The organism is Acetobacter zythi (assembly GCF_963921165.1).
Lineage (GTDB): Bacteria > Pseudomonadota > Alphaproteobacteria > Acetobacterales > Acetobacteraceae > Acetobacter.
In genome coordinates, this window is the sequence record NZ_CAWUEO010000001.1 from 436518 (window position 1) to 458761 (window position 22244).

The 22244-nt window shown below is 58.3% G+C and carries 15 protein-coding genes; 2 read left to right on the forward strand and 13 right to left on the reverse strand.

The window, feature by feature from the left end; translation table 11 throughout:
• Window positions 1-69 precede the first annotated feature (69 nt).
• The 11 genes from rpoB to AABE20_RS02215 form a co-directional block, all read right to left on the reverse strand.
• Window positions 70-4242, reverse strand: coding sequence for a DNA-directed RNA polymerase subunit beta (gene rpoB / locus AABE20_RS02165; protein WP_338331599.1), 4173 nt, complete (start codon window positions 4240-4242; stop codon window positions 70-72).
• Window positions 4243-4455: 213 nt separating this feature from the next.
• Window positions 4456-4830, reverse strand: a complete 375-nt coding sequence (gene rplL, locus AABE20_RS02170; RefSeq protein WP_338331600.1) for a 50S ribosomal protein L7/L12 — start codon at window positions 4828-4830, stop codon at window positions 4456-4458.
• Window positions 4831-4929: 99 nt separating this feature from the next.
• Window positions 4930-5448 carry a 50S ribosomal protein L10 gene (gene rplJ / locus AABE20_RS02175; protein ID WP_165990635.1) on the reverse strand — a complete coding sequence of 173 codons (519 nt, stop codon included), beginning with the start codon at window positions 5446-5448 and terminating at the stop codon, window positions 4930-4932.
• Window positions 5449-5732: 284 nt separating this feature from the next.
• Window positions 5733-6425 (reverse strand): 50S ribosomal protein L1, encoded by a 693-nt coding sequence (rplA, locus tag AABE20_RS02180; RefSeq protein WP_338331601.1) that lies wholly within the window; start codon window positions 6423-6425, stop codon window positions 5733-5735.
• A 4-nt stretch (window positions 6426-6429) separates the two neighbouring features.
• Window positions 6430-6864, reverse strand: a complete 435-nt coding sequence (rplK, locus tag AABE20_RS02185) for a 50S ribosomal protein L11 (protein ID WP_338331602.1) — start codon at window positions 6862-6864, stop codon at window positions 6430-6432.
• Between the two features lie 106 nt (window positions 6865-6970).
• On the reverse strand, window positions 6971-8539 hold the full coding sequence (locus AABE20_RS02190) for an efflux transporter outer membrane subunit (protein WP_338331603.1): 1569 nt from the start codon (window positions 8537-8539) through the stop codon (window positions 6971-6973).
• A 41-nt stretch (window positions 8540-8580) separates the two neighbouring features.
• The gene (locus AABE20_RS02195; RefSeq protein WP_338331604.1) at window positions 8581-9894 is read right to left on the reverse strand and encodes an efflux RND transporter periplasmic adaptor subunit; all 1314 of its coding nucleotides are present in this window, start codon (window positions 9892-9894) and stop codon (window positions 8581-8583) included.
• Window positions 9891-13064: an efflux RND transporter permease subunit gene (locus tag AABE20_RS02200; RefSeq protein ID WP_338331605.1), complete on the reverse strand. Its 3174-nt coding sequence runs from the start codon at window positions 13062-13064 to the stop codon at window positions 9891-9893. Before AABE20_RS02200 ends, AABE20_RS02195 begins: the two co-directional genes overlap by 4 nt.
• 119 nt (window positions 13065-13183) lie before the next feature.
• Window positions 13184-14557, reverse strand: coding sequence for a sensor histidine kinase (locus AABE20_RS02205; RefSeq protein ID WP_338331606.1), 1374 nt, complete (start codon window positions 14555-14557; stop codon window positions 13184-13186).
• Window positions 14544-15257, reverse strand: coding sequence for a response regulator transcription factor (locus tag AABE20_RS02210; RefSeq protein ID WP_338331607.1), 714 nt, complete (start codon window positions 15255-15257; stop codon window positions 14544-14546). Before AABE20_RS02210 ends, AABE20_RS02205 begins: the two co-directional genes overlap by 14 nt.
• Window positions 15258-15278: 21 nt before the next feature.
• Window positions 15279-16550, reverse strand: a complete 1272-nt coding sequence (locus tag AABE20_RS02215; RefSeq protein WP_338331608.1) for a DNA recombination protein RmuC — start codon at window positions 16548-16550, stop codon at window positions 15279-15281.
• A gap of 193 nt (window positions 16551-16743) precedes the next feature.
• Here AABE20_RS02215 and AABE20_RS02220 point away from each other — a divergent pair, with 193 nt between their 5' ends.
• Both AABE20_RS02220 and AABE20_RS02225 read left to right on the forward strand, forming a co-directional pair.
• Window positions 16744-18012 (forward strand): MFS transporter, encoded by a 1269-nt coding sequence (locus AABE20_RS02220; RefSeq protein WP_338331609.1) that lies wholly within the window; start codon window positions 16744-16746, stop codon window positions 18010-18012.
• Window positions 18013-18139: 127 nt separating this feature from the next.
• Window positions 18140-18526, forward strand: coding sequence for a hypothetical protein (locus AABE20_RS02225; protein ID WP_338331610.1), 387 nt, complete (start codon window positions 18140-18142; stop codon window positions 18524-18526).
• A gap of 49 nt (window positions 18527-18575) precedes the next feature.
• Here the strand turns inward: AABE20_RS02225 and bcp are convergent, their stop codons facing one another.
• The gene (gene bcp / locus AABE20_RS02230; protein WP_338331611.1) at window positions 18576-19064 is read right to left on the reverse strand and encodes a thioredoxin-dependent thiol peroxidase; all 489 of its coding nucleotides are present in this window, start codon (window positions 19062-19064) and stop codon (window positions 18576-18578) included.
• Window positions 19065-19089: 25 nt separating this feature from the next.
• On the reverse strand, window positions 19090-22221 hold the full coding sequence (locus AABE20_RS02235) for a bifunctional [glutamine synthetase] adenylyltransferase/[glutamine synthetase]-adenylyl-L-tyrosine phosphorylase (RefSeq protein WP_338331612.1): 3132 nt from the start codon (window positions 22219-22221) through the stop codon (window positions 19090-19092).
• Between the last annotated feature and the right edge of the window lie 23 nt (window positions 22222-22244).

The window sequence follows — 22244 nt, forward strand, 5'->3', positions numbered from 1 at the left end:
GGAGCGCTGGAGCAATGGCTCCAGCCTCCTTCTTGAAATAAGTACGGATTGTGGCGGGGAAAGTCACCGTTAGTCTGCCCCCTGCTCCAACTCCACATTGAGACCAAGGGATTTGAGTTCCTTGATCAACACGTTGAAGCTTTCCGGAATACCGGCTTCAAAGTCATCCTGTTCGCGTACAATCGCTTCATAAACCTTTGTTCGGCCAGACACGTCATCCGACTTGACCGTCAGCATTTCCTGCAACGTGTATGCCGCGCCATAAGCTTCCAGCGCCCACACTTCCATTTCACCAAACCGCTGGCCACCAAACTGCGCCTTACCACCCAGCGGCTGCTGCGTAACAAGCGAATATGGACCAATGGAACGTGCATGGATCTTGTCATCAACAAGGTGATGCAGCTTAAGCATGTAAATGTAACCAACGGTGGTCTTACGTTCGAACTGTTCGCCCGTCCGTCCATCGATCAACTGCGACTGACCCGATTTGTTGACGCCTGCCTTTTCCAGCATGGCTTCAATATCGGGAATGGACGCACCATCAAACACCGGGGTCGCAATAGGCACGCCTTTGCGCAGGTTATTGGCCAGTTCCACCAGCTCGGCATTGCTCATATCCGCAATGGCATCGTCATAGACCTTGTCGCCATACACGTCTTTCAGACGGTCCAGCAGATCCTGACGCCGCTCACCTGTGCGCTGGTAGTCATCCACCAACTCACCAATGCCACGACCAATGTTAGCGCAAGCCCAGCCCAGATGCGTTTCCAGAATCTGACCCACGTTCATACGTGATGGCACGCCAAGCGGGTTCAGAACCAGATCAACAGGAGTACCATCCTCAAGGAATGGCATATCTTCCACAGGCACCACGCGTGAGACAACACCCTTGTTCCCATGACGACCGGCCATTTTGTCACCCGGCTGAAGCTTACGCTTAACCGCGACAAACACCTTGACCATCTTCATCACGCCGGGTGGCAGTTCATCACCACGCTGGAGTTTTTCAACCTTGCTTTCAAAGCGTGCCTGAATGCGGGCAATGGCGGCATCAAACTCGCGGCGCAGGGTTTCCAGCTCGGCCATAACACTGTCCGAGGTGACAACAATGTGCCGCCACGTTGCACGAGGCTGCTCATCAAGCACATCCTGCGTGATGACCGTGCCTGACCGAATACCCTTGTAACCGGCACCTGCGGTCTGATCGAGCAGCTTTTCGCGCAGACGGCTGTAGAAAGACCGTTCCTGAATAGCCCGTTCGTCATCGCGGTCTTTGGCCAGACGTTCGATTTCAGCCCGTTCGATGGCCATTGCACGTTCGTCTTTGTCCACACCGCGGCGGGAGAACACACGTACGTCAACAATGGTACCTGTTGTGCCGGGCGGCAGACGCAGGGATGTATCACGCACATCGGATGCTTTTTCACCAAAGATGGCGCGCAGGAGTTTTTCTTCCGGCGTCATCGGGCTTTCGCCCTTTGGTGTGACCTTACCGATCAGAATATCGCCCGGGTTAACCTCGGCGCCAACATAAACAATGCCAGCTTCGTCAAGGTTACGCAGGGCTTCTTCACCAACATTGGGAATGTCGCGCGTAATTTCTTCCTGACCAAGCTTGGTGTCACGCGCCATGACTTCGAATTCCTCGATATGGATCGAGGTAAACACGTCATCCTTGGCAATCCGTTCGGAAATCAGGATGGAGTCTTCGAAGTTGTACCCATTCCACGGCATAAACGCGACCAGCACGTTACGCCCCAGAGCCAGTTCACCCAGTTCTGTGGAAGGACCATCAGCAATAATATCACCCACACTGACCTGATCGCCCACATGGACCAGCGGACGCTGGTTGATGCAGGTGGACTGGTTGGAGCGGGAATACTTGCGCAGGCGGTAGATATCGACCCCCTGCGTGGCGCCGCTGGCGTCGGTCGAGCGCACAACAATGCGGGCACCATCAATCTGGTCCACAATACCGTTACGCTTGGCAACAATGGTCGCACCGGAATCACGCGCAACAGCCGCTTCCATACCTGTACCAACCAGCGGCGCATCCGAGCGCACCAGCGGCACAGCCTGACGCTGCATGTTGGAACCCATGAGTGCGCGGTTCGCGTCATCGTTCTCAAGGAACGGAATGAGTGCGGCGGCAACAGACACAAGCTGCTTGGGCGATACGTCACAGGCTGTGACTTCGGTCGGGGGAACCAGACGGAAGTCACCATTACGGCGCACGGAAATAAGGTCGCTGGTCAAAGCGCCCTGATCGTTCACCTTGGCGTCGGCCTGTGCAACAACCAGTTTTTCCTCTTCCATGGCGGAGAGGTATTTCCAGCCGTCCTGCAACACGCCGTCCTTAACCAGACGGTACGGTGTTTCAATAAACCCGTATTTGTTGACCTTGGCGTACGTGGCCAGCGAGTTGATCAGACCGATGTTGGGGCCTTCAGGCGTTTCAATCGGGCAGATACGGCCATAATGTGTCGGATGCACGTCACGGACTTCAAAGCCTGCGCGTTCACGCGTCAGACCACCCGGGCCAAGCGCTGAAAGACGACGCTTATGCGTGACTTCGGACAGCGGATTGGTCTGATCCATAAACTGGCTGAGCTGCGAGGAACCAAAGAACTCACGCACCGCAGCAGCAGCAGGTTTGGCGTTGATCAGGTCATGCGGCATGACCGTATCAATATCCACAGACCCCATACGTTCGCGAATGGCGCGTTCCATGCGCAGCAGGCCGATGCGATACTGGTTTTCCATCAGTTCGCCCACGGAGCGAACACGACGGTTACCCAGATTATCAATATCATCAATCTGACCGCGACCATCCTTCAGGTCACACAGAACCTTGATGGTGCGCAGGATATCGTCCTTACGCAGCACACGCACCGTATCTGGCACATCAATGTCCAGACGCATGTTCATTTTGACACGACCAACCGCAGACAGGTCGTAGCGGTCAGCATCAAAGAACAGGCCCTGCAGCATAGCTTCTGCGGTTTCCGCAGTCGGTGGTTCACCGGGGCGCATGACGCGGTAAATGTCGATCAGCGCTTCATCGCGACCACTGTTTTTATCAACGGTCAGCGTGTTGCGGATCCACGGGCCTTTGGCGGAATCAATCGCCAGAACCGGCAGTTCAGAAATCCCGGCTTCTTCCAGAGCGGCCAGACGGGCTTCGGTAATTTCTTCGCCTGCTTCACCGTAGATTTCGCCGGTGTTCATGTTGACCATATCGTGCGCAATAAAGCGCCCAATCAGATCAACTTCACCCACCAGCACTTCACGGGTTTTTTCGGCGATTTTACGAACAAGGCGTGCCGTCAGCTTGGTTTCGGCATCGGCCACCACTTCGCCTGTCTCGGCATCCACCAGCGGCGCCAGCAGCTTGAGACCACGGAAAGAGTCGGCGTCAAACGGACGCGCCCAACCCTTGGCGGATTTGGTGAAGGTTACCGTATCGTAGAAGTAGCCAAGGATTTCATTGGCATCCATGCCATGAATATCCAGCGCATCCACATCCCCACCTTCAGCCAGCTTGGCTTTGCGGGCCGCAGCCGAGGCCGCACCTTCAAGCGCATACAGCAACGTGGTGACGGGCAGCTTACGCTTACGGTCAATACGGACGTAAAGCAGGTCTTTTGCGTCGAATTCAAAATCGAGCCAGGAGCCACGATACGGGATAACGCGCGCGGCAAACAGATATTTGCCAGATGAGTGCGTCTTCCCCTTGTCGTGGTCAAAAAACACACCGGGGGAGCGGTGCATCTGGCTGACAATAACGCGTTCCGTGCCGTTAACGATAAAGGTACCGTTATCAGTCATGAGCGGCATATCGCCCATGTAAACCGGCTGCTCTTTAATGTCACGGATGGAGCGCGAACCTGTGTCTTCGTCCACATCCCACACGATCAGACGCAGAATGACCTTGAGCGGCGCAGAGAATGTGAGGCCACGCTGAATGCATTCCTCAACATCATATTTCGGGTCTTCGAATTCGTAGCTTACGAACTCCAGACGACCACGACCCGCAAAGTCATTGATCGGGAATACGGAGCGGAATACCTCCTGCAAACCCGTAGGCATGCGCGCATCAGGCGACACATTGGCCTGAAGAAAAGTCTCATAAGATGCGCGCTGCACATCTATCAGGTTCGGCATCGGGGCGATTTCGGGAATCCGCCCGAAACTCTTGCGAATCCGCTTCCGTCCTGTGAACGATTTGGTGATTGCGTTCATCGTCGCTCCTGCCCCGCCCTTATCTCGGACCATCAGGCTCGTGGTCTGCCGCGAGCCTGATGGTCCGACCTATTTCGGCCAAAACCATACCGGATTTACCCGGCTACCTGCCCCAGATCAACCTGAAACAGGCAAACGGGCGGAGGTATACACCCCCACCCGAGAACCTCAATTTCCTTCACCCCAGCCAGTACGGCCGGGATCAAGGCAATCTTACTTAACTTCGACGGTTGCGCCGTTATCTTCAAGAGTCTTCTTGATTTTGGCAGCTTCGTCCTTGCTGACGCCTTCCTTAACGGTCTTGGGAGCGCCTTCAACCAGGTCCTTAGCTTCCTTCAGACCCAGACCCGTGATGCCACGGATTTCTTTAATCACGTTGATCTTCTTTTCGCCAGCGGCGGCCAGAATAACCGTGAATTCGGTCTGCTCTTCAGCAGGAGCAGCAGCAGCGCCCGGAGCAGCAGCAGCAACTGCAACAGGAGCAGCAGCGGAAACGCCCCACTTTTCTTCGAGCAGCTTGGAAAGTTCAGCAGCTTCAAGAACGGTCAGAACGGACAGTTCGTCAACAAGCTTAGCAAGATCAGCCATAGTCAGACTTCCTAATATAAACACTGGTTAGCAAAACGCAACCTCCACACAGAGGCTACGCGTAATTTCTTGTACATACCCCCGACCGGGAGCACGTGGTCAGGCAGCTTCACCCGTTTTGGCATAGGCCCCAAAAACACGAGCAAGCTGGCCAGCCGGCGCCTGAACAACACTGGCAATGCGCGTAGCGGGCGTGGAGATAAGACCCACGAGCTGCGCGCGCAGCGTGTCGAGCGACGGCAGCTCGGCCAGAGCCTTGATCCCAGCTGCATCAAGCACCTGAGAACCAAGAGAACCGCCAAGCAGCTCAAGCTTGTCATTGGTTTTGGCGAACTCAACGATCACCTTCGCCACTGATACAGGTTCGTCCGCCCATGCAAGCGCGGTCGGCCCCGTCAGCAACGGCGCGATGCCGCTGAACTGGGTCCCATCCAGGGCGAGAGTTGCCAGCCGGTTTTTGGCAACCTTGTAGTCTGCACCCGCTGCCCGCACCTTGCGTCGCAGATCCGTCACATCAGCTACGGTCAACCCGTTATTACGGGTAACCACAACCATGGACGTTTCGGCGAACACGGCGGCCAGAGAGGCAACAAGGGCCTTCTTTTCCGTACGGTCCAAATCCCGTCTCCGTCTTGTTCCATCAGATATAAACCTGAGGGAACGGGTTGCCCTTTAGGTTCTGCAACAAACAGAACCCGCTCGCCTGTCCTTGATAAACGGAATATCTGGCACTGCCGAAAAACTCTCAGCTTGCAACCAGCATCCCCGTCTTACCGCGCGCCAGCCCCGGAGAGCTGATTAAGAGCAAAGCCACGTGCGGTCTCGGACAGGTATAAGAAGCAGTAAACCACTTCTTTCATGCACCGGACTGACCACAGGGGCCAGCCCGGCCACATTCTTGCTCAGCCTGCGAAGGCAGAGACATCCAGCTGCACGCCCGGCCCCATTGTGGAGGTCAGGGCAGCTTTCTTCAGGTAGGTGCCTTTAGCGCCGGTTGGGCGGGCTTTCTGCACGGCATCAACAAATGCCCGTACGTTTTCAGCCAGCTTGTCCGCACCGAAGGAAGCCTTACCAACGCCCGCATGGACGATACCGGTCTTTTCAGCGCGGTATTCAACCTGACCGGACTTGGCTGCCGTAACGGCACCCTTAACGTCCATGGTCACGGTGCCCAGCTTGGGGTTAGGCATCAGGCCACGCGGACCGAGAATCTTACCCAGACGACCCACCAGAGCCATCATGTCCGGTGTTGCAATGCAGCGGTCGAAAGCGATTTCGCCAGCCTGCACCTGCTCCATCAGATCTTCCGCGCCAACCACGTCAGCACCGGCTGCCTTAGCTTCTTCAGCCTTGGGACCACGTGCGAACACACCAACACGCAGAGTCTTGCCCGTGCCGTTGGGCAGGGACACAAAACCACGGACCATCTGGTCAGCATGACGGGGGTCGATACCCAGGTTCAGGGCAATTTCAACCGTTTCGTCAAACTTGGCCGTTGCGTTGCCCTTAACCAGAGCAATCGCTTCGTCCAGATTGTATGCCTGACCGGCAACGACTTTGGCGCGAGCAGCCCTAAGACGCTTGTTCTGTGCCATGATCTTAGCCCTCCACCACGTCAATACCCATGGAACGGGCAGAACCGACCAGCATGCGCACAGCGCCGTCAAGATCGTTTGCGTTCATGTCCTGGTGCTTCTGGGCTGCAATTTCACGCAACTGATCCATGGTCACCTTACCCACGGAAGCGCCCTTACCAACTGTCTGGCTGCCTTTGGAAATCTTGGCGGCCTTGAGCAGGAAGTAGGTGTTCGGCGGGGTTTTGGTGATGAAGCTGAACGTACGGTCAGCATAGGCAGTGATCACCACAGGAATCGGCATACCAGGCTCAAGGCCCTGGGTCTTGGCATTAAATGCCTTGCAGAATTCCATAATATTCAGACCGCGCTGACCCAGTGCCGGACCAACTGGCGGCGAAGGGTTTGCTTTACCAGCGGGAATCTGAAGCTTGATGTAGCCAACAACTTTTTTGGCCATATCCGGGACTCCTCAAAAATGTACCCGGACCGCGGTTCGTAACGATTCCTGCCTGCACACAAGGCGCTGGCAGAAACCTCCCGCGTTCCGATCAGGAAAAGCGCGCTTACCTGTGCGCGGAAGGACTGTCAAGAGGGACGTGTGTTTTTATGCCCCCACCAAGGTCCATGCTGGCCGGGTCCCGCACGGTTGTAATCCCGCCCGCAGCCGGAGCCTGACGCAGATTGCTGTACTGGAGCGGCTTGAAGGGCATGAGCACATTTTCGCCCCGAGGCAGCTGGTTACGCGACCATCCACCACCCAGTGCGCGAATCAGCTCCACACGGGCATCTATGGCGCGTGTGCAGGTCTGCACCATGGCGATGCGCGCATTCAACGCGGCAACCTGCGCCACCACAACGTCCAGATAGTTGGTCAGCCCCCCCGTATACAGCGCCATAGTCATGCCCTGCGTACGCAATGCGGCGTCCACCGCGTTGGACTGCTGCCCCACCTGCACCTTGAGCCTGTTGACACGCGTCAGCCCATCTTCAACCTCCCTGAAGGCATCCAGCACCGTGCTGCGGTACATGTCTTCCTTCTCGCGGTACTGCGACCAGCTCCGTTGCAGGTCCGCGCGCCGCAACCCGCCCTGAAACAGCGGGAGAAGGGCCTGCGCACCAAACTGGTACATGGAGTTGGAAAGGGATGCGAGGTCGAACCCGTTATCCATAAACCCGGTCATGGCGTTAAAAGTCACATGCGGATAAAAAGCCGCGCGCGATACCCCAATGGCCCTGTTGGCCTGCGCCATGCGCCGCTCTGCCGCGGCAATGTCGGGCCGCCGTTCGAGCAATGTGGACGGCAGGGCGACCGGCAATGGCCCCTGAGCAAAGTTCAACTTATCCACCGGCGCAATGTGGAACGCGGCGGGAGCCTGATTAACCAGCGTTGCTATGGCATGTTCCATAACATCACGCTGGGTGTGAATATCGGTCTCCTGCGCCTGTGTGGTGTAAAGCTGCGCCTCCGCGCGGGAGACATCCATACCCGGCGCAATAGCGCCCGCCAGACGCATATTGGTAATCTGCACCGCGGTTTTATAGTACCGGATGGAATCCTGATAAACGGCATCCTGCGCATCCAGCCCACGCAGAATAACGTAATCGCTGGCAAGCTCGGCCTGTAGGCTCAGCCTTGCCGCAGCGTAGTCCGCTGCGCGTTCCTGCACGTTCTGCTTGGCCATGCGGGTCTTGTTACGGATAGCAGACCAGAAATCCGGCTCCCACGTAGCCGTACCCGAATACTGCTCGGACGACATGTACATTGGCCCGGTAGACCCCGCCCCACGCCACAGACGATGGTCAGAGCCTTTGTATTTTGCCCCCCCCGCCATGCCGCCGATCTGGGGATAAAGCTTTGACTTGGCTTCCATGGCCAGATCACGCGCCTGAAGGAAGGCCTCCGCCTGCGCCTGAAGGTCCGGGTTCAGGCGCATGGCCTGTTCCTCCAGATCATTCAGCACCGGGTCTCCCAGCACGGTCCACCAGTTGGGACTGAGCGTTGTATCTGCCCCACCCGCTGGCTGCATAACACCGCCACCGTGCCAGTTATCTGGGTAGGCAAAGGTAGCGGGCTTGTACCTTGGCGCCATGTCGCACCCTGCCAGCACGGACAAAAGGCAGGTGCCAAGCATTAACCGTGATGCAAAAAGTCTGGCGCCCTGCCCGTTCCCCCTCATTGACGCCCCCCGGATTCCGGCATGGGCCGGTTATCTTCAGGCATGGCGCGTGTGTCATCCTTGCTGGGCGGGGCCGCTTTTGCTGGGGGTGTAGGCGGCACATTGTAGCCGGGTGTGCCTTTGACAATCCGCACAAGCTGCCCATCCAGCAGGCCAGCGGAGGGGTTGTTGATCACCCGATCCGTTTTTTTAACCCCACGCTGCACTTCCACCGTTGTGCCCAGATCGCGCCCAAGGGCCACACTGACCAGATGCACATGGTTGCTATCATCCACCAGAGCCACCTGTGTGCCTTCCTGCCGGAACACGATTGCCCCTTCGGGCAGAATAAGCTGGTCAGGGTCAGCCGGTGCGCGGAAGGTCGCCGTGGCGTAGGAATTTGGCCATAGCTCCCCGCTCTTGTTGTCCAGAACCAGTTCGGTGGTCACGGTGCGGGTATTGGGGTTGAACGCGCTTGCGGTCGCCAGATAGTGGGCCTTGAACGTGCGTTCGGGGTACTGCGGTACAATCAGGTTCGCCTGTAGGCGTGGAGAGATAATATCCGCGTAATCCTGTGGAACTGCCACAAACACGCGCATGGCGTGCACGTCCGCAACACTGAACAGTTCGGTGGCATTCCCGCGTGAATCCACATCCCCCCGTCCGGCGTTCACGTAATCGCCCACATCGGCCATGCGCGATGTGACAATCCCGTCAAACGGAGCAACGATCTTTTTGAACGCCTCAAGTGCTGCATAACGCTCCACGTCATGCTGAGCGGCCTCGACCTGTGCTTTCTGCGCCTCGGCATTGGCGGCCTGCACGTCCACCTCCTGCTGGGAGACGGCCTGCGTGCCCTGCAACGCCTTCCAGCGTCGGGCGGTAATCTGCGCCAGTTTGTAACGGGCCAGAGCCACATTATAGTCAGCCTTGGCCGCGGCGTACTGGGCATCCAGACCCGGCGTATCAATTTCGGCCAGTACGTCTCCCGCTTTTACGCGTGCGCCAAAGTCCTTGTACCACATTTTGACGTAGCCAGAGACCTGAGCGTAGATCGGGGCCTGATACCACGCGGCAATATTGGCTGGCAGGGAGAGTTCACGCTCATCTGGACCCTGCTGCGGGTAGATGATCTGCACAACAGGCACCGCGTCCTGCGCTGTTTCCTGCGCAAGCTGCACATAGGCCGAGTGCCTTTGCACAAGCCCCATAATGATCAGGAAGCCTGCCACGCCCGCAACAACAGCAAACCCCATTTTTCTTTTACGGGCGGCCGCCGCTGCTTTTGCCTTGGCGTCCACGCCACCCGTGTTGTCGTGCTCCGGGGTCATACGCCAGCTTCCTCTTCTTTTGTCGTCGGCACTTCTTTTTTGTTGTGCAACATTGCAAACACACAGGGGACAAACAGCAACGTGGCCACCGTTGCCACCAACAGCCCCCCCATGACCGCCTTGCCCAAAGGCGCATTTTGCGAATTGCTCAAGGACATGGGCAACATGCCAATAATCATGGCGGAGGCTGTCATCATAACAGGGCGAATACGCTCAAACCCTGCCTCCAGTGCTGCCAGAATGGCATCTCCGTGCTCATCCAGCCGTTCGCGCGCAAACGCCACAACCAGAATGGCGTTGGCCGTGGCCGTGCCCATGCACATGATTGCCCCCGTAAGGGCAGGCACGGACAGTGTTGTGTGAGTCAGGAACAAACTCCATGAAATGCCCGCAAGCGCACCGGGCAGTGCTGTGATGATAATGAACGGGTCCAGCCAGGACTGAAAGTTGACCACAATCAGCAGGTAAACAAGCAGGATGGACATAGCCAGCCCCGCCAGCAACTGCACATAGGCACTGTTCATGGTAACGGCCTGCCCGCGCACCGTAAGCGACGCCCCACGCGGCAGGTCGGGCCTTAACTCGTCCACAATCCGCTCCACCTCGCGTGAGACGGTGCCCAGATCAATCCCCTCGTTGGAAGCATAGATGTCGAACACGGGCATAATGTTGTAGTGCGCAACCTCGGCCGGAGTTCCAACCTGTTCGATCTGGCTCAGACCACCCAAGATCTGGGGTGTCTGCCCACTGGGGTTGCCATCCCCTTTGTCGATCGGGGTAATCTCAAGGTCATTCATGGTCTGGAGGAACGAGGCGGGGGTCTGAATATCGATCAGATGCGAAACCCCGGTCTTGGTATCCAGCCAGTAAACCTGCCCGACCTGCGAACTGCCAGAAAGTGAGACCAGCACGTTATCGGCCACATCCGCCTCGCGGATACCCGTGCCCAAGGCGTACATCCGGCGGGCATTCACACGCAGGGTTGGCGTGGTCATGGGTTCCTGCACCGAAATATCGGTCAGGCCCGTAACATGGCGCAGCTTCTCGGCAATACGGTTGGCAAAGCGGAAGTTGGCAGGCAGGTCACGCCCGACAACCTGCACATCAATCGGGGATGGCAGACCAAAGTTAAGGATTTTGGCCGTCAGATCCCCCGGCAGGAAGGAAAACTGCGTACCGGGGAACTTCTCATTCAGGCTGTGGCGCAGCAGACGCCGGTATTCCGCAACAGGTGCGGCCTGATCCTTGAGCGATATTGTAATATCGCAATCCTGCGTGCCCACAGTGGGGGTTGGAATATAGGCCATGTTGAGCGGGCTGAAGGCCAGACCACAGTTATTGACAATGCCTTCCACCTGCCCGGGCAGAGTGCGCTCGACCTCCGCGTCCACCAATTGGGAAATTTTGCCAGATTCCTCCAGCCGTGTGCCAATGGGTGCGCGCATATGCAGGGCGATGACATCCGAATTGACCTCGGGGAAGAAGTTCTGCCCAACAAAAAACAGCAGCCCCAGAGAACCAAACGAACACAGCACGAACACAGGAACAAACGTACCACGCACCTCGATCAGATACGTCAGCAGGGCATGGTAACGATGGCGGAAGGTCTCGAACCCACGCTCAAAGGAACGCTGGAACCGGCCAAAAACTGTTTTAGGCTCCTGCGGGCCATGTGCATGCGCCGCAACCTGTGCGGCCAGCATGTATTTGGCCATGGTCGGCACCAGTGTGCGCGAGAGAATGAACGACGCCAGCATGGCAAAAATAATGGCTTCCGCCATGGGCATGAACAGCCAGCCCGCAACGCCGGTTAACTGGAACAGCGGCATCCACACAATGCAGATACATAGGGTGGACACAAATGTTGGAATAACAATCTGGTTGGCCGCATCCACAATGGCGGTCTCCAGATCCTTGTCCATCTCCAGATGGGCATCAATGTTTTCGATCATGACCGTAGCGTCATCGACCAGAATACCAACCGCCAGAGCCAGCCCGCCAAGGGTCATGACGTTAATGGTCTGCCCAGCCCAGCCCAGCCCGATAATCGAGCACAGCATGGCCAGCGGAATGGATGTGGCAATAATAACCGTGGAACGCCACGACCCGAGGAACAGCAACACCACAAGCCCGGTCAGAATGGCGGCGGTAATCATTTCGCGCACCACGTCCTGCACGGACTCTTTAACAAAGGTCGAGGCGTCATTGAGCACACGGATGCTCACACCGGGCGGAAGGGTCTGCACAATACCGGGGAGCAGTTTTTTAATCCCCGCCACCACATCCAGTGTTGAGGCATCACCACTCTTCATAACCACAATCAGAACGCCCTGCTGGCCCTTGACCAGCACAAGGTTGGTCTGGGGCGGGCCACCCTGATGCACCCATGCCACATCGCGCAGGCGCACAACCGCGTGCCCGACCTGTTTGATGGGAATATCGTTCAGTTCATCCAGTTCTCGCGGGGCGGCGTTGGTCTGGACCATCCAGTCAAACGGACCAATACGCTGGTCACCTGCGGGCAGAACAATGTTCTGGCTGTTAAGCGCGCGTGAGACATCGACCGGGGACAGGCTGTGTGCAAGCAGCTTGACCGGGTCCAGATCGACCATAACGTTCCCCGGCTTACCCCCATACGGGTTGGGAATAGCCGCCCCCGCCACCGAAACCAGCGCAGGCCGGATAAGGTTGGAGGACATATCATAAATCTCGGACGCGGTCATGGAGGTGGAGGCCACCTGAAGCGTAATGACCGGCACGGAGGATGCATCATACGCCAGCACAAGTGGCGGCGTGGACCCGGTTGGCATCTGCTTGATCACAGTCTGGGAAACAGAGGTGATCTGGGTTTGCGCTACGGATGTGTTGGTGCCGGGCTGGAAGAAGATTTTAACAATCCCGCGCCCGTAATAGGACTGGCTTTCTATGTGTTCGATATTATTGACGGTCGCGGTCAGTGCGCGTTCGTAATAATAGACCACACGGCCAGACATATCCTCGGGCATAAGCCCCGTATACTGCCAGATAACAGCCACAACAGGGATGCGGATACTGGGAAAAACGTCCGTTGGGGTGGAGAAAATACCCTTAATTCCAAAAACAAGAATCAGGATGGACAGCACAACAAAAGTGTACGGTTTTTTGAGTGCTATAAGAACAATCTGGTTCATTCACCTGGCCCCTGACTTACAACGGGCCCGGCAATCATTCTGGAAATGGTCGTCATTTTGCCAGTAGATACCCGCACATCCCTCTCCCGCTTATGACATTATCTTTACAAACCATTGCTCTAGCCCTGTAGCAGGGCCGGAAAAGCAATGCTGAAGCATGTACCCCTGCCATTGGGGCCGCTCTCTATCTTTACGTTTGCGTCGTGCAGATGGGCAATGGCGCAAACAAGACTCAGGCCCAGACCACTGCCGGGCACGTGCCGGCTCTTGTCCGAACGATAGAAGCGGGACAACACATTCTGTCTTTCCTCAGGGGCTATGCCCGTGCCCGTATCCGTGACGATCAGCAGGATTGCATCATCTTTTTGTTGCACATCCAGCACGATACTACCGCCTTCAGGAGTGAATTTGATAGCATTATCAACCAGATTAGCCAGCAGTTCGATCAGAAGATGCCGATCCCCCCATACCTGCCCTTCCACCGCGGATGGAAGGGCCTGTAGTTTTTTGTCCTCCATTTCGGCAATGGGTTCGTAAAGGTCGAACACATCATCCATCAGTTCACGAAGCCTGACCTGCGCAAAACCGGCCATGCGGCGGCTGTTCTCTATTTCCGCAATCCTGAGCAGGGCGGTAATAATGCCAAGGCACTGGTCCAGATCGTCCACCGCCCGGCCTATGGCCGCTTCCAGTTGCTCGGGGTCCCGCTCGCCCGACTGCGCGCGCTCCAGCTTTGCCCGCACGCGGGAGAGCGGAGTGCGCAGGTCATGCGCAATATCGTTCCCGACCGCGCGCATGCCGTCCATCAGATGTTCCAGCCGGTCGAGCATACGGTTTACACTGCCCGCCAGCCGCTCCAGATCATCACGCTCACGGTTGGCTGGCAGGCGTTCATGAATATCGCCCGCCATAATGCGGTCTATGGCCTCGTGCATTTCCTTAACGCGGGACAGCGCACGGTGGCTGAGGGCCACACCAAGGAACAGCGCGAACAAAAAGGTGGGAACCGCCGCCACCAGCATGGCATGGCGGAGCATGAACTTCTGCTCCGCCAGAAGGTGAAAACTGCGCCCCAGCACCAAAATGGTGTGGTCTGGCAAAGTGACCGCCAGCAGGCGCAGTGGGTAGGCGGCACCTTCCTCGGGATAAATCTCGATATTATGGGGCTTGCCGTCCGCCTTCAGCCCCTTTGGCCACGTATGCAGGTCCCCCGCAATAAGCGCATGTCCTGCATCAAACAGCCCAGCACTGTTAATGATCAGCCGCAGATCATCCGTGGCACGGCGACGAATAACATATTCCAGATGCTCGGGAGACATCTGGGCCAGCAATTCCGCCTCGCCTTGCAGCAACTCGGTGGAACGACGGGATTCGACCGCCTCCATCTGGGCGTACACCAGACCGAACTGCATAAGCATGACCCCGGCCATGGCCGCCAGCGCCATAAGAGTAATCCGGAATGTGGCTGTCCGAAAAACCTCAGTCAGAAACACGCAGCTGGAACCCCGTACCACGAATGCTCTGGATGAGGGGTTCCTCGCCCGGCGCATCAACCTTCCTGCGCAGTTTACCTATGTGCACATCAACCAGATTGGTGCGTGGGATAAACCGGTACTGCCAGACATCCTCCAGCAGCATGGAGCGGGTCAAAACCTGACCGGGCCTGCGCATAAGGTATTCAAGCAGCCTGAACTCACGCGGGAGCAGATCAATCTCGCGCCCGTCCCGCCAGACCCGGCGTTCAATCAGGTCCATTTCCAACGGTCCGGCGCGCAGTTTGGTGTTGCGCGTATCATCGGGCCTGCGGAGCAGGGCTTCTATGCGCGCAACCAGTTCTTCCATGGCGAAGGGTTTGGTCAGGTAGTCATCCCCCCCCGCCTTAAGGCCCGTTACACGGTCATCCACGGCGGACAGGGCAGACAGAACCAGCGCTGGCGCGCGAATCCCCTGCTGGCGCATGGTTTCTATAACAGACAGGCCATCGCGCCCGGGCAACAGCCGGTCGACCACCATAACATCTGCCTCGCCCCGCAAGGCGGCATCCAGCCCTGCAGTGCCGGTTTCCTCATGGTGAACGGTAAAGCCGCGACCTGTGAGTTCCCCCACAATTTCCTCAGCAATTCTGCCGTCATCCTCGATAAGGAGAACCGTCCGCCCTTCCAAAAAAGGGGGTAGCGTATCATCTTCAGACATACCTGCCCTCTCGTTCGTGTTCTACCCTGTTGCAGTGCTACCCTTCTCATGGCCACTAAATTCAATTTCAGACTCTTCGCCTTCGTCCTCGGTCGCAACCGGGTTATCAAGCTCCTTAAGCCTGCGCGTGACCACTCTGGTGCGCCGTCTGGCCTCTTCAATTGAAAAGGACATAGCCTGCGCATTCCGCGCCAGCTTGTCCAGCACCGTATCCATTTTCAGCATTTCCTGCCGGGTGGCGCCCAGCAGGCGGGCAATGCTTTCCGTCCGCTCTTCCAGCGCAAGGGTTACATAGCCCAGATGAATGGTGCGCAGCATGGCGGGCATAAGGGCTGGCCCCATAACCATAACCCGGAACTGCCGCCCGACATCATCTATCAACCCCGGAATACGGGCGACTTCGGTATAAAGCCCATCTGTTGGCAAATAGAGCACGGCAAACTCGACCGTTGCGGGAGGTTGGATGTATTTGGTGGCAATTTTACGCGCCTCCACCCGTACCGTATTTTCCAACGACTTGCGGGCTGCTTTTTCCCCCACCCCATCGCCTTCTTCCGCCGCATTCAGCAGTTTTTCGTATGCTTCGGTCGGGAACTTGCTGTCCACGGGCATAAGGGGCGGGGTTTCGGTTTTGACCGGCATGCGAATGGCAAATTCCACCACGTCGTTCCCCGGTCCCAGCCGCACATTGCTCTCATAGGTGCCCGGTGGCAGCACATCATCCAAAATGGCGCGGAGCTGCGCCTCCCCCCAGCCCCCACGGGTTTTGACGTTACTGAACAACCGCTTGAGGTCACTGATCTGGGCGGTCATGGCGCGGACCTCGCCCATTGCCTTCTGCATGGCGGTAAACTGTTCCAGCACCCGCTGGAACGATGTGTGCATCTGCCGCTCCACCGCCTCGTGCAGTTGCTCGGTTACTGCGTGGCGGATGGCTGCGAGTTGCTGGGCGGAGGCTTCCGCCATATTGCGCAGCGCCTCGGACTGGGCCGCGCGGGCCTCCGCCTGCTCGCGCCCCAGCCCGCCAGACAGGTTGCCAAGCTGCTCGGCCAGTTCGGTACGCATGCGCTCCAGCCGTTCGCCAAACGCACGCTCCATTTCGTTCATGGCGGCTCTCTGGGCCGACGAATCAGCGCGGGCGGCGGCAGCCTCACGCTCCATCACAACGTACAGCCGCGCCAGCAAATCACTATCAGCACTTTTTGCTGGTGGTTTACGCACCACAAAGGCCAGCACCACACCCAGCAAAAGAGCCGTGACCGCCACACATACAAGAACAATTACAGAACCCATGCCCTGTTGTGTCTGATGTTCCGGCCAAGAGCAAGCACCCTTGCCGCCTGTTTTTGCACAAAAAAGAGTGCCGCCACGCAACGTCTCTCATGCCGCGAACGTAATGACAGGCATAGTGCGGTAATGATAAGACCCCTGCCCACGGTGCCTTGTTCACCAACAAACCCAAAAGCCCAAGAGTGGAGAACGCAGCTTGAACACGGCACAACGCATTCGGGGTATTCTGGCAGGATCAGCCGGGAACCTGCTCGAATATTTTGACTGGTACGTCTATTCCTCCTTCACCATTTACTTTGCCCATGCGTTTTTCCCCCACGGCAGCCCAACGGCCGAATTGCTCAATGCTGCGGCTGTATTTGCCGTTGGTTTTTTTATGCGCCCCATTGGGGGGTGGCTGCTGGGCATGGCGGCAGACAGGTACGGGCGGCGCAAGGCGCTGACCTTTTCTGTTCTGGCCATGTGTTTTGGGTCTCTGGCCATTGCCCTATGCCCCACCTATGAGCAGATCGGGGTTGTGGCCCCGGTTATTCTTGTGCTCGCACGGCTTGTGCAGGGGTTAAGTCTGGGTGGAGAATATGGGGCCTCCGCCACGTATCTGGCCGAAGTTTCCACCCCACAGCACCGGGGCTTCTGGTCCGGGTTCCTGTACGTCACACTGGTCATGGGCCAACTGCTGGCCCTGTGTGTGCTGCTGGTCATGCAATATGTGTTTTTAACCCCCGAGCAAATTGCCAGCTGGGGCTGGCGCATCCCCTTCCTGATCGGGGCGTGCGGTGCGGTTCTGGTGTTCTGGCTCCGCCGCCAGATGGTGGAAAGCGAGAGCTTTGAAAACACAAGCAGGCAGCAGAGCAAGGGCGGAGTGCGCGTTATGCTCGCACATTGGCCATCCGTGTTGCGGGTCTGCGGGCTGACCCTTGGCGGCACGGTCGCTTTTTACACCTACACGATTTACATGCAGAAATACCTTGCCAACTCCCTTGGTTTTTCCAAGGAAACGGCAACCCTTATTTCCGCTGCCAGCCTGTTTGTATTTGCCGCCATGCAGCCCCTGTTTGGCGCGGTCTCCGACCGGGTGGGGCGCAAACCCCTGCTGCTGTTTTTTGGCGTGGGGGCAAGCCTTGGCACCATACCGCTGCTGAACGCCCTCTCCCACACCACATCGGGTTGGGTGGCATTCGGGTTGATTGTGGCAGCCCTGTTCATGGCCTCTGGCTACACGTCCATTAACGCCATTGTTAAGGCGGAACTGTTCCCCACCCGTGTGCGCGCACTGGGTGTGGCCCTGCCCTATGCGCTGACCGTCTCCATTTTTGGGGGCACAACCGAGTATATTGCCCTGTGGTGCAAGCATGTCGGCCATGAAAACTGGTTTGCATGGTACGTGTCCGCCTGCGCGCTGGTAACCCTTGCAACCGCTCTAACGCTCAGCAAAACCAGTGCAATCCCCGACAGCACACCCTGACCCCACGCCTGCTTTTTTCAACAAAAGGACAGGGAACAGCCTTTAATTTGCCACAAGCGGATCGATATTTAAGGAGGAACAAAAAACATGGAGCAGCCTGACACCCTGCTCCAAGGAGGCACGTTTGATGCGCCGCATGACACAATTTCTGATGGCCTTACCCGTTATTGCGGGTCTTGGTCTGGCAGCTCTGCCCTCCGCTCAGGCGCAACCCGGACGCTGGGGTGGCGGTGGCCCCGGCTGGGGGCGCGGTGGGCCGGGCTGGGGTGGCCACCACCACCGGGGTGACGGTGGCGCCATTGCAGGGGCACTTATTGGCGGTCTGGCTGTTGGAGCGCTCGCGGGGGCTGCCATGAGCGGTGGCCCCGGCGGCTATAGCTATGGTTACGGGTATGGACCGCCACCCCCGCCGCCGCCACCTCCGCCACGCGTCTACATGGTGCCGGTTGCGCCCATGGGGCCACCTCCGGGGTACTATTACGCAGCTCCCGGCGGCTATTACCCCGGCTGGTAAGGTCTGCCCCGCCTGAGCCTGCCCCCTTTTTGCTACTGGCTGGAGGGCCTCAGGCGGCACCAGCCAGTGTGCGGGCCTGTGCCAGCACATCCTCCACATGACCCGTGACTTTGACCTTGGGCCAGATATGCGCAATGTGGCCGTTGGCGTCGATCAGGAATGTGGCGCGCTCTATGCCCATATAGGTCCGGCCATACATGGATTTTTCCACCCATACGCCATATGCCTCCGTCACATGCCCGGCCTCGTCGGAGGCAAGGGGGAATGTCAGGCTGTATTTGGTGGCAAAGGAATCCAGCTTTTTAACCGGATCGCGCGAGACGCCAATAACGCTTAACCCGGCGTGTTCAAACGCTTGCAGGTTTTCATTAAACCCGCAGGCTTCCTTGGTGCAGCCCGGCGTATCCGCCTTGGGGTAAAAGTACAGCACATAGGGCTTACCCTTCAGGGCTGCGCTCTGCACCGTGCGCCCACCGCTGGCTGCCATGGTGAAGGCTGGCGCCTGGTCCCCTACCTTTAATGTGTGACTTTTTTCCATAATCTTAAACTCCTGTAGTGTGTGTCTACTGGCCTGTGTCTGGCACCCGCCCCTCGGGCCGTTCGGCTGAACCTGTGGTGGCAACCGGCCCCACCAGCTTTTCAAAACAGGTCCGCACGTCCCGGGCCAACTGGTTGGTCCGTTCCATCAGTTCGGGCAGGGTGCGGGCCTTCATATTCCTGAGCAGAATGTTCAGGGCTGCGGGCACCATATCCGTCTCCAGTTCCTTGGGGGGAACGGGACCACACAGCAAACGCAGCAGAGCCTGCAGACGCCGCCAGAAAAAATCCGCCTGCTTTAACAGTTTTGCATCTGCCGCATTCAGCACGCCACACCGCTCAAGCCGCCCCAGCGCCAGCCGGGTGGACGGGCTGCGGGCCGCAGGATCGGCTGCAACAAGCTGAAAAATCTGGGCTATGAACTCCACCTCCATAAGCCCCCCTGCCCGGCGCTTGATATCCCATACCGAACTGGCAGGCAGGTCGCGCGCCAGACGCTCACGCATGGTCCGGGCATCGGCCAGCAAAGCTGCGCGTGTTGGAGGTGTAACGCGGATGCTGCCATCAAGCACACGGTCCAGATCCTGCGTCATAGCCCGCCGCAACGGTTGTGGCGCCGCCACAATACGCGCCCGCGTAAGGGCCATGCACTCCCACGTCCACGCGGCCTCCGCATGGTAACGCAAAAACGCCGTGCGCGGGACGGCAACCGGCCCAGCCGCCCCCGATGGGCGCAACCGCATATCCACCGCGTAAAGTGGGCCTTCCGGCCCCGGTGCGGTCAGTGCGGCTATAAAAGCGTGGGCAAGGCGGGTGTAATACTGCCCCACAGCCACGGACCGGGGGCGGGAAAATGCCAGTCCCTCCTCCGCACTCCCTTTGGTGGTGGGCACAAGGCTGGCCTGAATATCCTCCGGGTGGTCAAACACCATCAGCAGGTCAAGGTCGGAGCCGGGCATCATCTCCCGCGAGCCAGCCTTGCCCATGGCAATAACCGCCATGCCACCGCCGGGCACGCGGCCGTAGCGCCGCACATGGTCACGCTCCACGGCCTGTTTGATCACGGTCATAATTGTATCAGCCAGCAAGGTGCGCGCGCGCTCGGCCTCGTCCTCACCAATCCGCCCTTCCAGCAGGGCTACAGACAGGCGGAACTCCTCCCCCCGCAACAATGGGCGCAGGGTGGTGAGCAACTCCTCCACATCCGCCACTTCCTCTGCCAGTGTTTTAAGCCGGGCGACAACATTGCGCCCTTCCTCCGGCTCGGGGGCCAGCAGGCCTTCCAGTGCGGAGGGCTTATCCGCCAGATGGTCCGCCAGAAAGGCCGAGGCATCAAAAATACTGGCAATGCGGTCGATCAGTTCGGGGTTACGCTCAAAAAGCGAAAGCAGTTGCACGCCTGCGTGCTGGCGCGCCAGCAGGGCGTCAAACCTGCGCAGGCAGGCCAGTGGGTTTCCGCGTTGGCCAAAGTTGGACAGGAGTGCTGGCAGCAGCGCACGCAGCAGCGCATGGGCGCGCTCGGAGCGCAGGGCGCGCAGGCTGTTCCCACTCCACCGCCCCAGAACCTGTGCGGCCTCCGCCACCTGAGCGGGAGGAAAGCCGTGTTTTTCCAAAAGCTCCGCAACCTGCCCCTCTTCGGGGCCGGGCATGAGCACACTGCCTGCTTCCATGCCGTTCTGTGCGGGCTGAATAACAAAATGCCGCTCAAATATCCGCCGTGCCTCCCGCATACGGGGGAGCATGTCCAGCGCCAGCGCCTCGCCATCGGGGTAGTTCATAAAAATAGCGAAGGCATCAAACCCTGCCACCGTCTCTGGCAGGCTGTGGGTCTGGTGGTCGGCGCGCATTTGCAGGCGATGTTCCGCATCGCGCAAAAAGCGGTAGGTGCGGGCCAGCACCTCGGCCTCGGACCGGGGCAGTCTGCCCGAACCCACCAGTTTTTTCAGCGCGCCAAAGGTCGTCTTGTCCCGCAATCCGGGTTCGCGCCCGCCCCAGACCAACTGCATGGCCTGCGCAATAAATTCAATTTCGCGTATGCCGCCTTGGCCAAGCTTGAGGTTATGGCCCAAAAGCCACGTCCGGCTGGCATCGGGGTCAGCCAGAACAGAATCGGGTAATTGCGCCAGATCCGTCCGCCCCGCCTTGCGGTAGCGGTCTATGCGGGCTTTCATGTCGTGAATATCATCGATCAGGGCAAAATCGAGGTGCTTGCGCCAGATAAAGGGCCTTATGGCCGCCAAAAATCGCCGCCCCAACGTAAGGTCCCCCGCCACGGCCCGCGCCTTGATCATGGCCGCGCGTTCCCATGTCTGGCCCAGACTCTCGTAATACAGCGTGGCCGCCTGTACGGTTACCGCAGGTGGCGTGGAAGATGGGTCGGGTCTGAGCCGCAAATCGGTACGAAAAACGTAGCCATTCGCATCGCGCGCTTCCATCAGACTAACAAGATCGTTAGTCATACGCACAAACACACGTCGCACCGCGTCTGACTGAGAATACGTTGTGGGGTCGTACAGTACTATCAGGTCGATGTCGGATGAAAAATTCAACTCACGCGCACCCAGCTTGCCCATGGCCAGCACCACCAGACCGCACCCCTGTGTTGGATTTTCGGGGTGTGGCAGGTCAAGCTGCCCGGCCTCGCTGGCTTGCCACAGCATATGTTTGAGTGCGAGTTCGAGCGCGGTTTCCGCCAGACGGCTGAGGGTTTGCGTTACATCCTCCAAAGACCAGAAGCCCCCAAGGTCTGCAATAGCGCAAATAAAAGCTATACGCTTTTTGGCATGCCGCAGGAACGCCGCGACATACTCTCGCCCCGATGTGGCGTCAAACTGTGCGCATGTTGCAAACGCATCGAGCACACAGCTATCTGGCCCCTTGTCCAGCAGCGCCGCAAAGGCTTGAATGTCCTCCCGCGCCAGATCGGACAGGTATGGGCTGTTCCCGCCAAGGCACAACATCAACGCACGCGCACCCGGCAGCGCCATAACCGATGCCGCAATACCGCTCTGGCTGGCCAGTTCCAGCATGTCCTCAACAAACACGGCGGCTCTGTGGCTGTCTGCTGGAGCAGGCCAGTCTGCATCCGGCCAGGTCCGCGGGCCTTGCCTGCGGGTCTGTCTTACGTCACGGAAGAGAGAATGATCTGCCTGCGTCATGATATGGCCCGTACTGTGAACCA

Excerpts from the sequence above, each read along its gene's own strand:
- rpoB (WP_338331599.1), bottom strand. The coding sequence starts at position 4,242 with ATGAACGCAATCACCAAATCGTTCACAGGACGGAAGCGGATTCGCAAG.
- rplL (WP_338331600.1), bottom strand. The coding sequence starts at position 4,830 with ATGGCTGATCTTGCTAAGCTTGTTGACGAACTGTCCGTTCTGACCGTT.
- rplA (WP_338331601.1), bottom strand. The coding sequence starts at position 6,425 with ATGGCACAGAACAAGCGTCTTAGGGCTGCTCGCGCCAAAGTCGTTGCC.
- rplK (WP_338331602.1), bottom strand. The coding sequence starts at position 6,864 with ATGGCCAAAAAAGTTGTTGGCTACATCAAGCTTCAGATTCCCGCTGGT.
- AABE20_RS02190 (WP_338331603.1), bottom strand. The coding sequence starts at position 8,539 with ATGCTTGGCACCTGCCTTTTGTCCGTGCTGGCAGGGTGCGACATGGCG.
- AABE20_RS02195 (WP_338331604.1), bottom strand. The coding sequence starts at position 9,894 with ATGACCCCGGAGCACGACAACACGGGTGGCGTGGACGCCAAGGCAAAA.
- AABE20_RS02200 (WP_338331605.1), bottom strand. The coding sequence starts at position 13,064 with ATGAACCAGATTGTTCTTATAGCACTCAAAAAACCGTACACTTTTGTT.
- AABE20_RS02210 (WP_338331607.1), bottom strand. The coding sequence starts at position 15,257 with ATGTCTGAAGATGATACGCTACCCCCTTTTTTGGAAGGGCGGACGGTT.
- AABE20_RS02215 (WP_338331608.1), bottom strand. The coding sequence starts at position 16,550 with ATGGGTTCTGTAATTGTTCTTGTATGTGTGGCGGTCACGGCTCTTTTG.
- AABE20_RS02225 (WP_338331610.1), top strand. The coding sequence starts at position 18,140 with ATGCGCCGCATGACACAATTTCTGATGGCCTTACCCGTTATTGCGGGT.
- bcp (WP_338331611.1), bottom strand. The coding sequence starts at position 19,064 with ATGGAAAAAAGTCACACATTAAAGGTAGGGGACCAGGCGCCAGCCTTC.
- AABE20_RS02235 (WP_338331612.1), bottom strand. The coding sequence starts at position 22,221 with ATGACGCAGGCAGATCATTCTCTCTTCCGTGACGTAAGACAGACCCGC.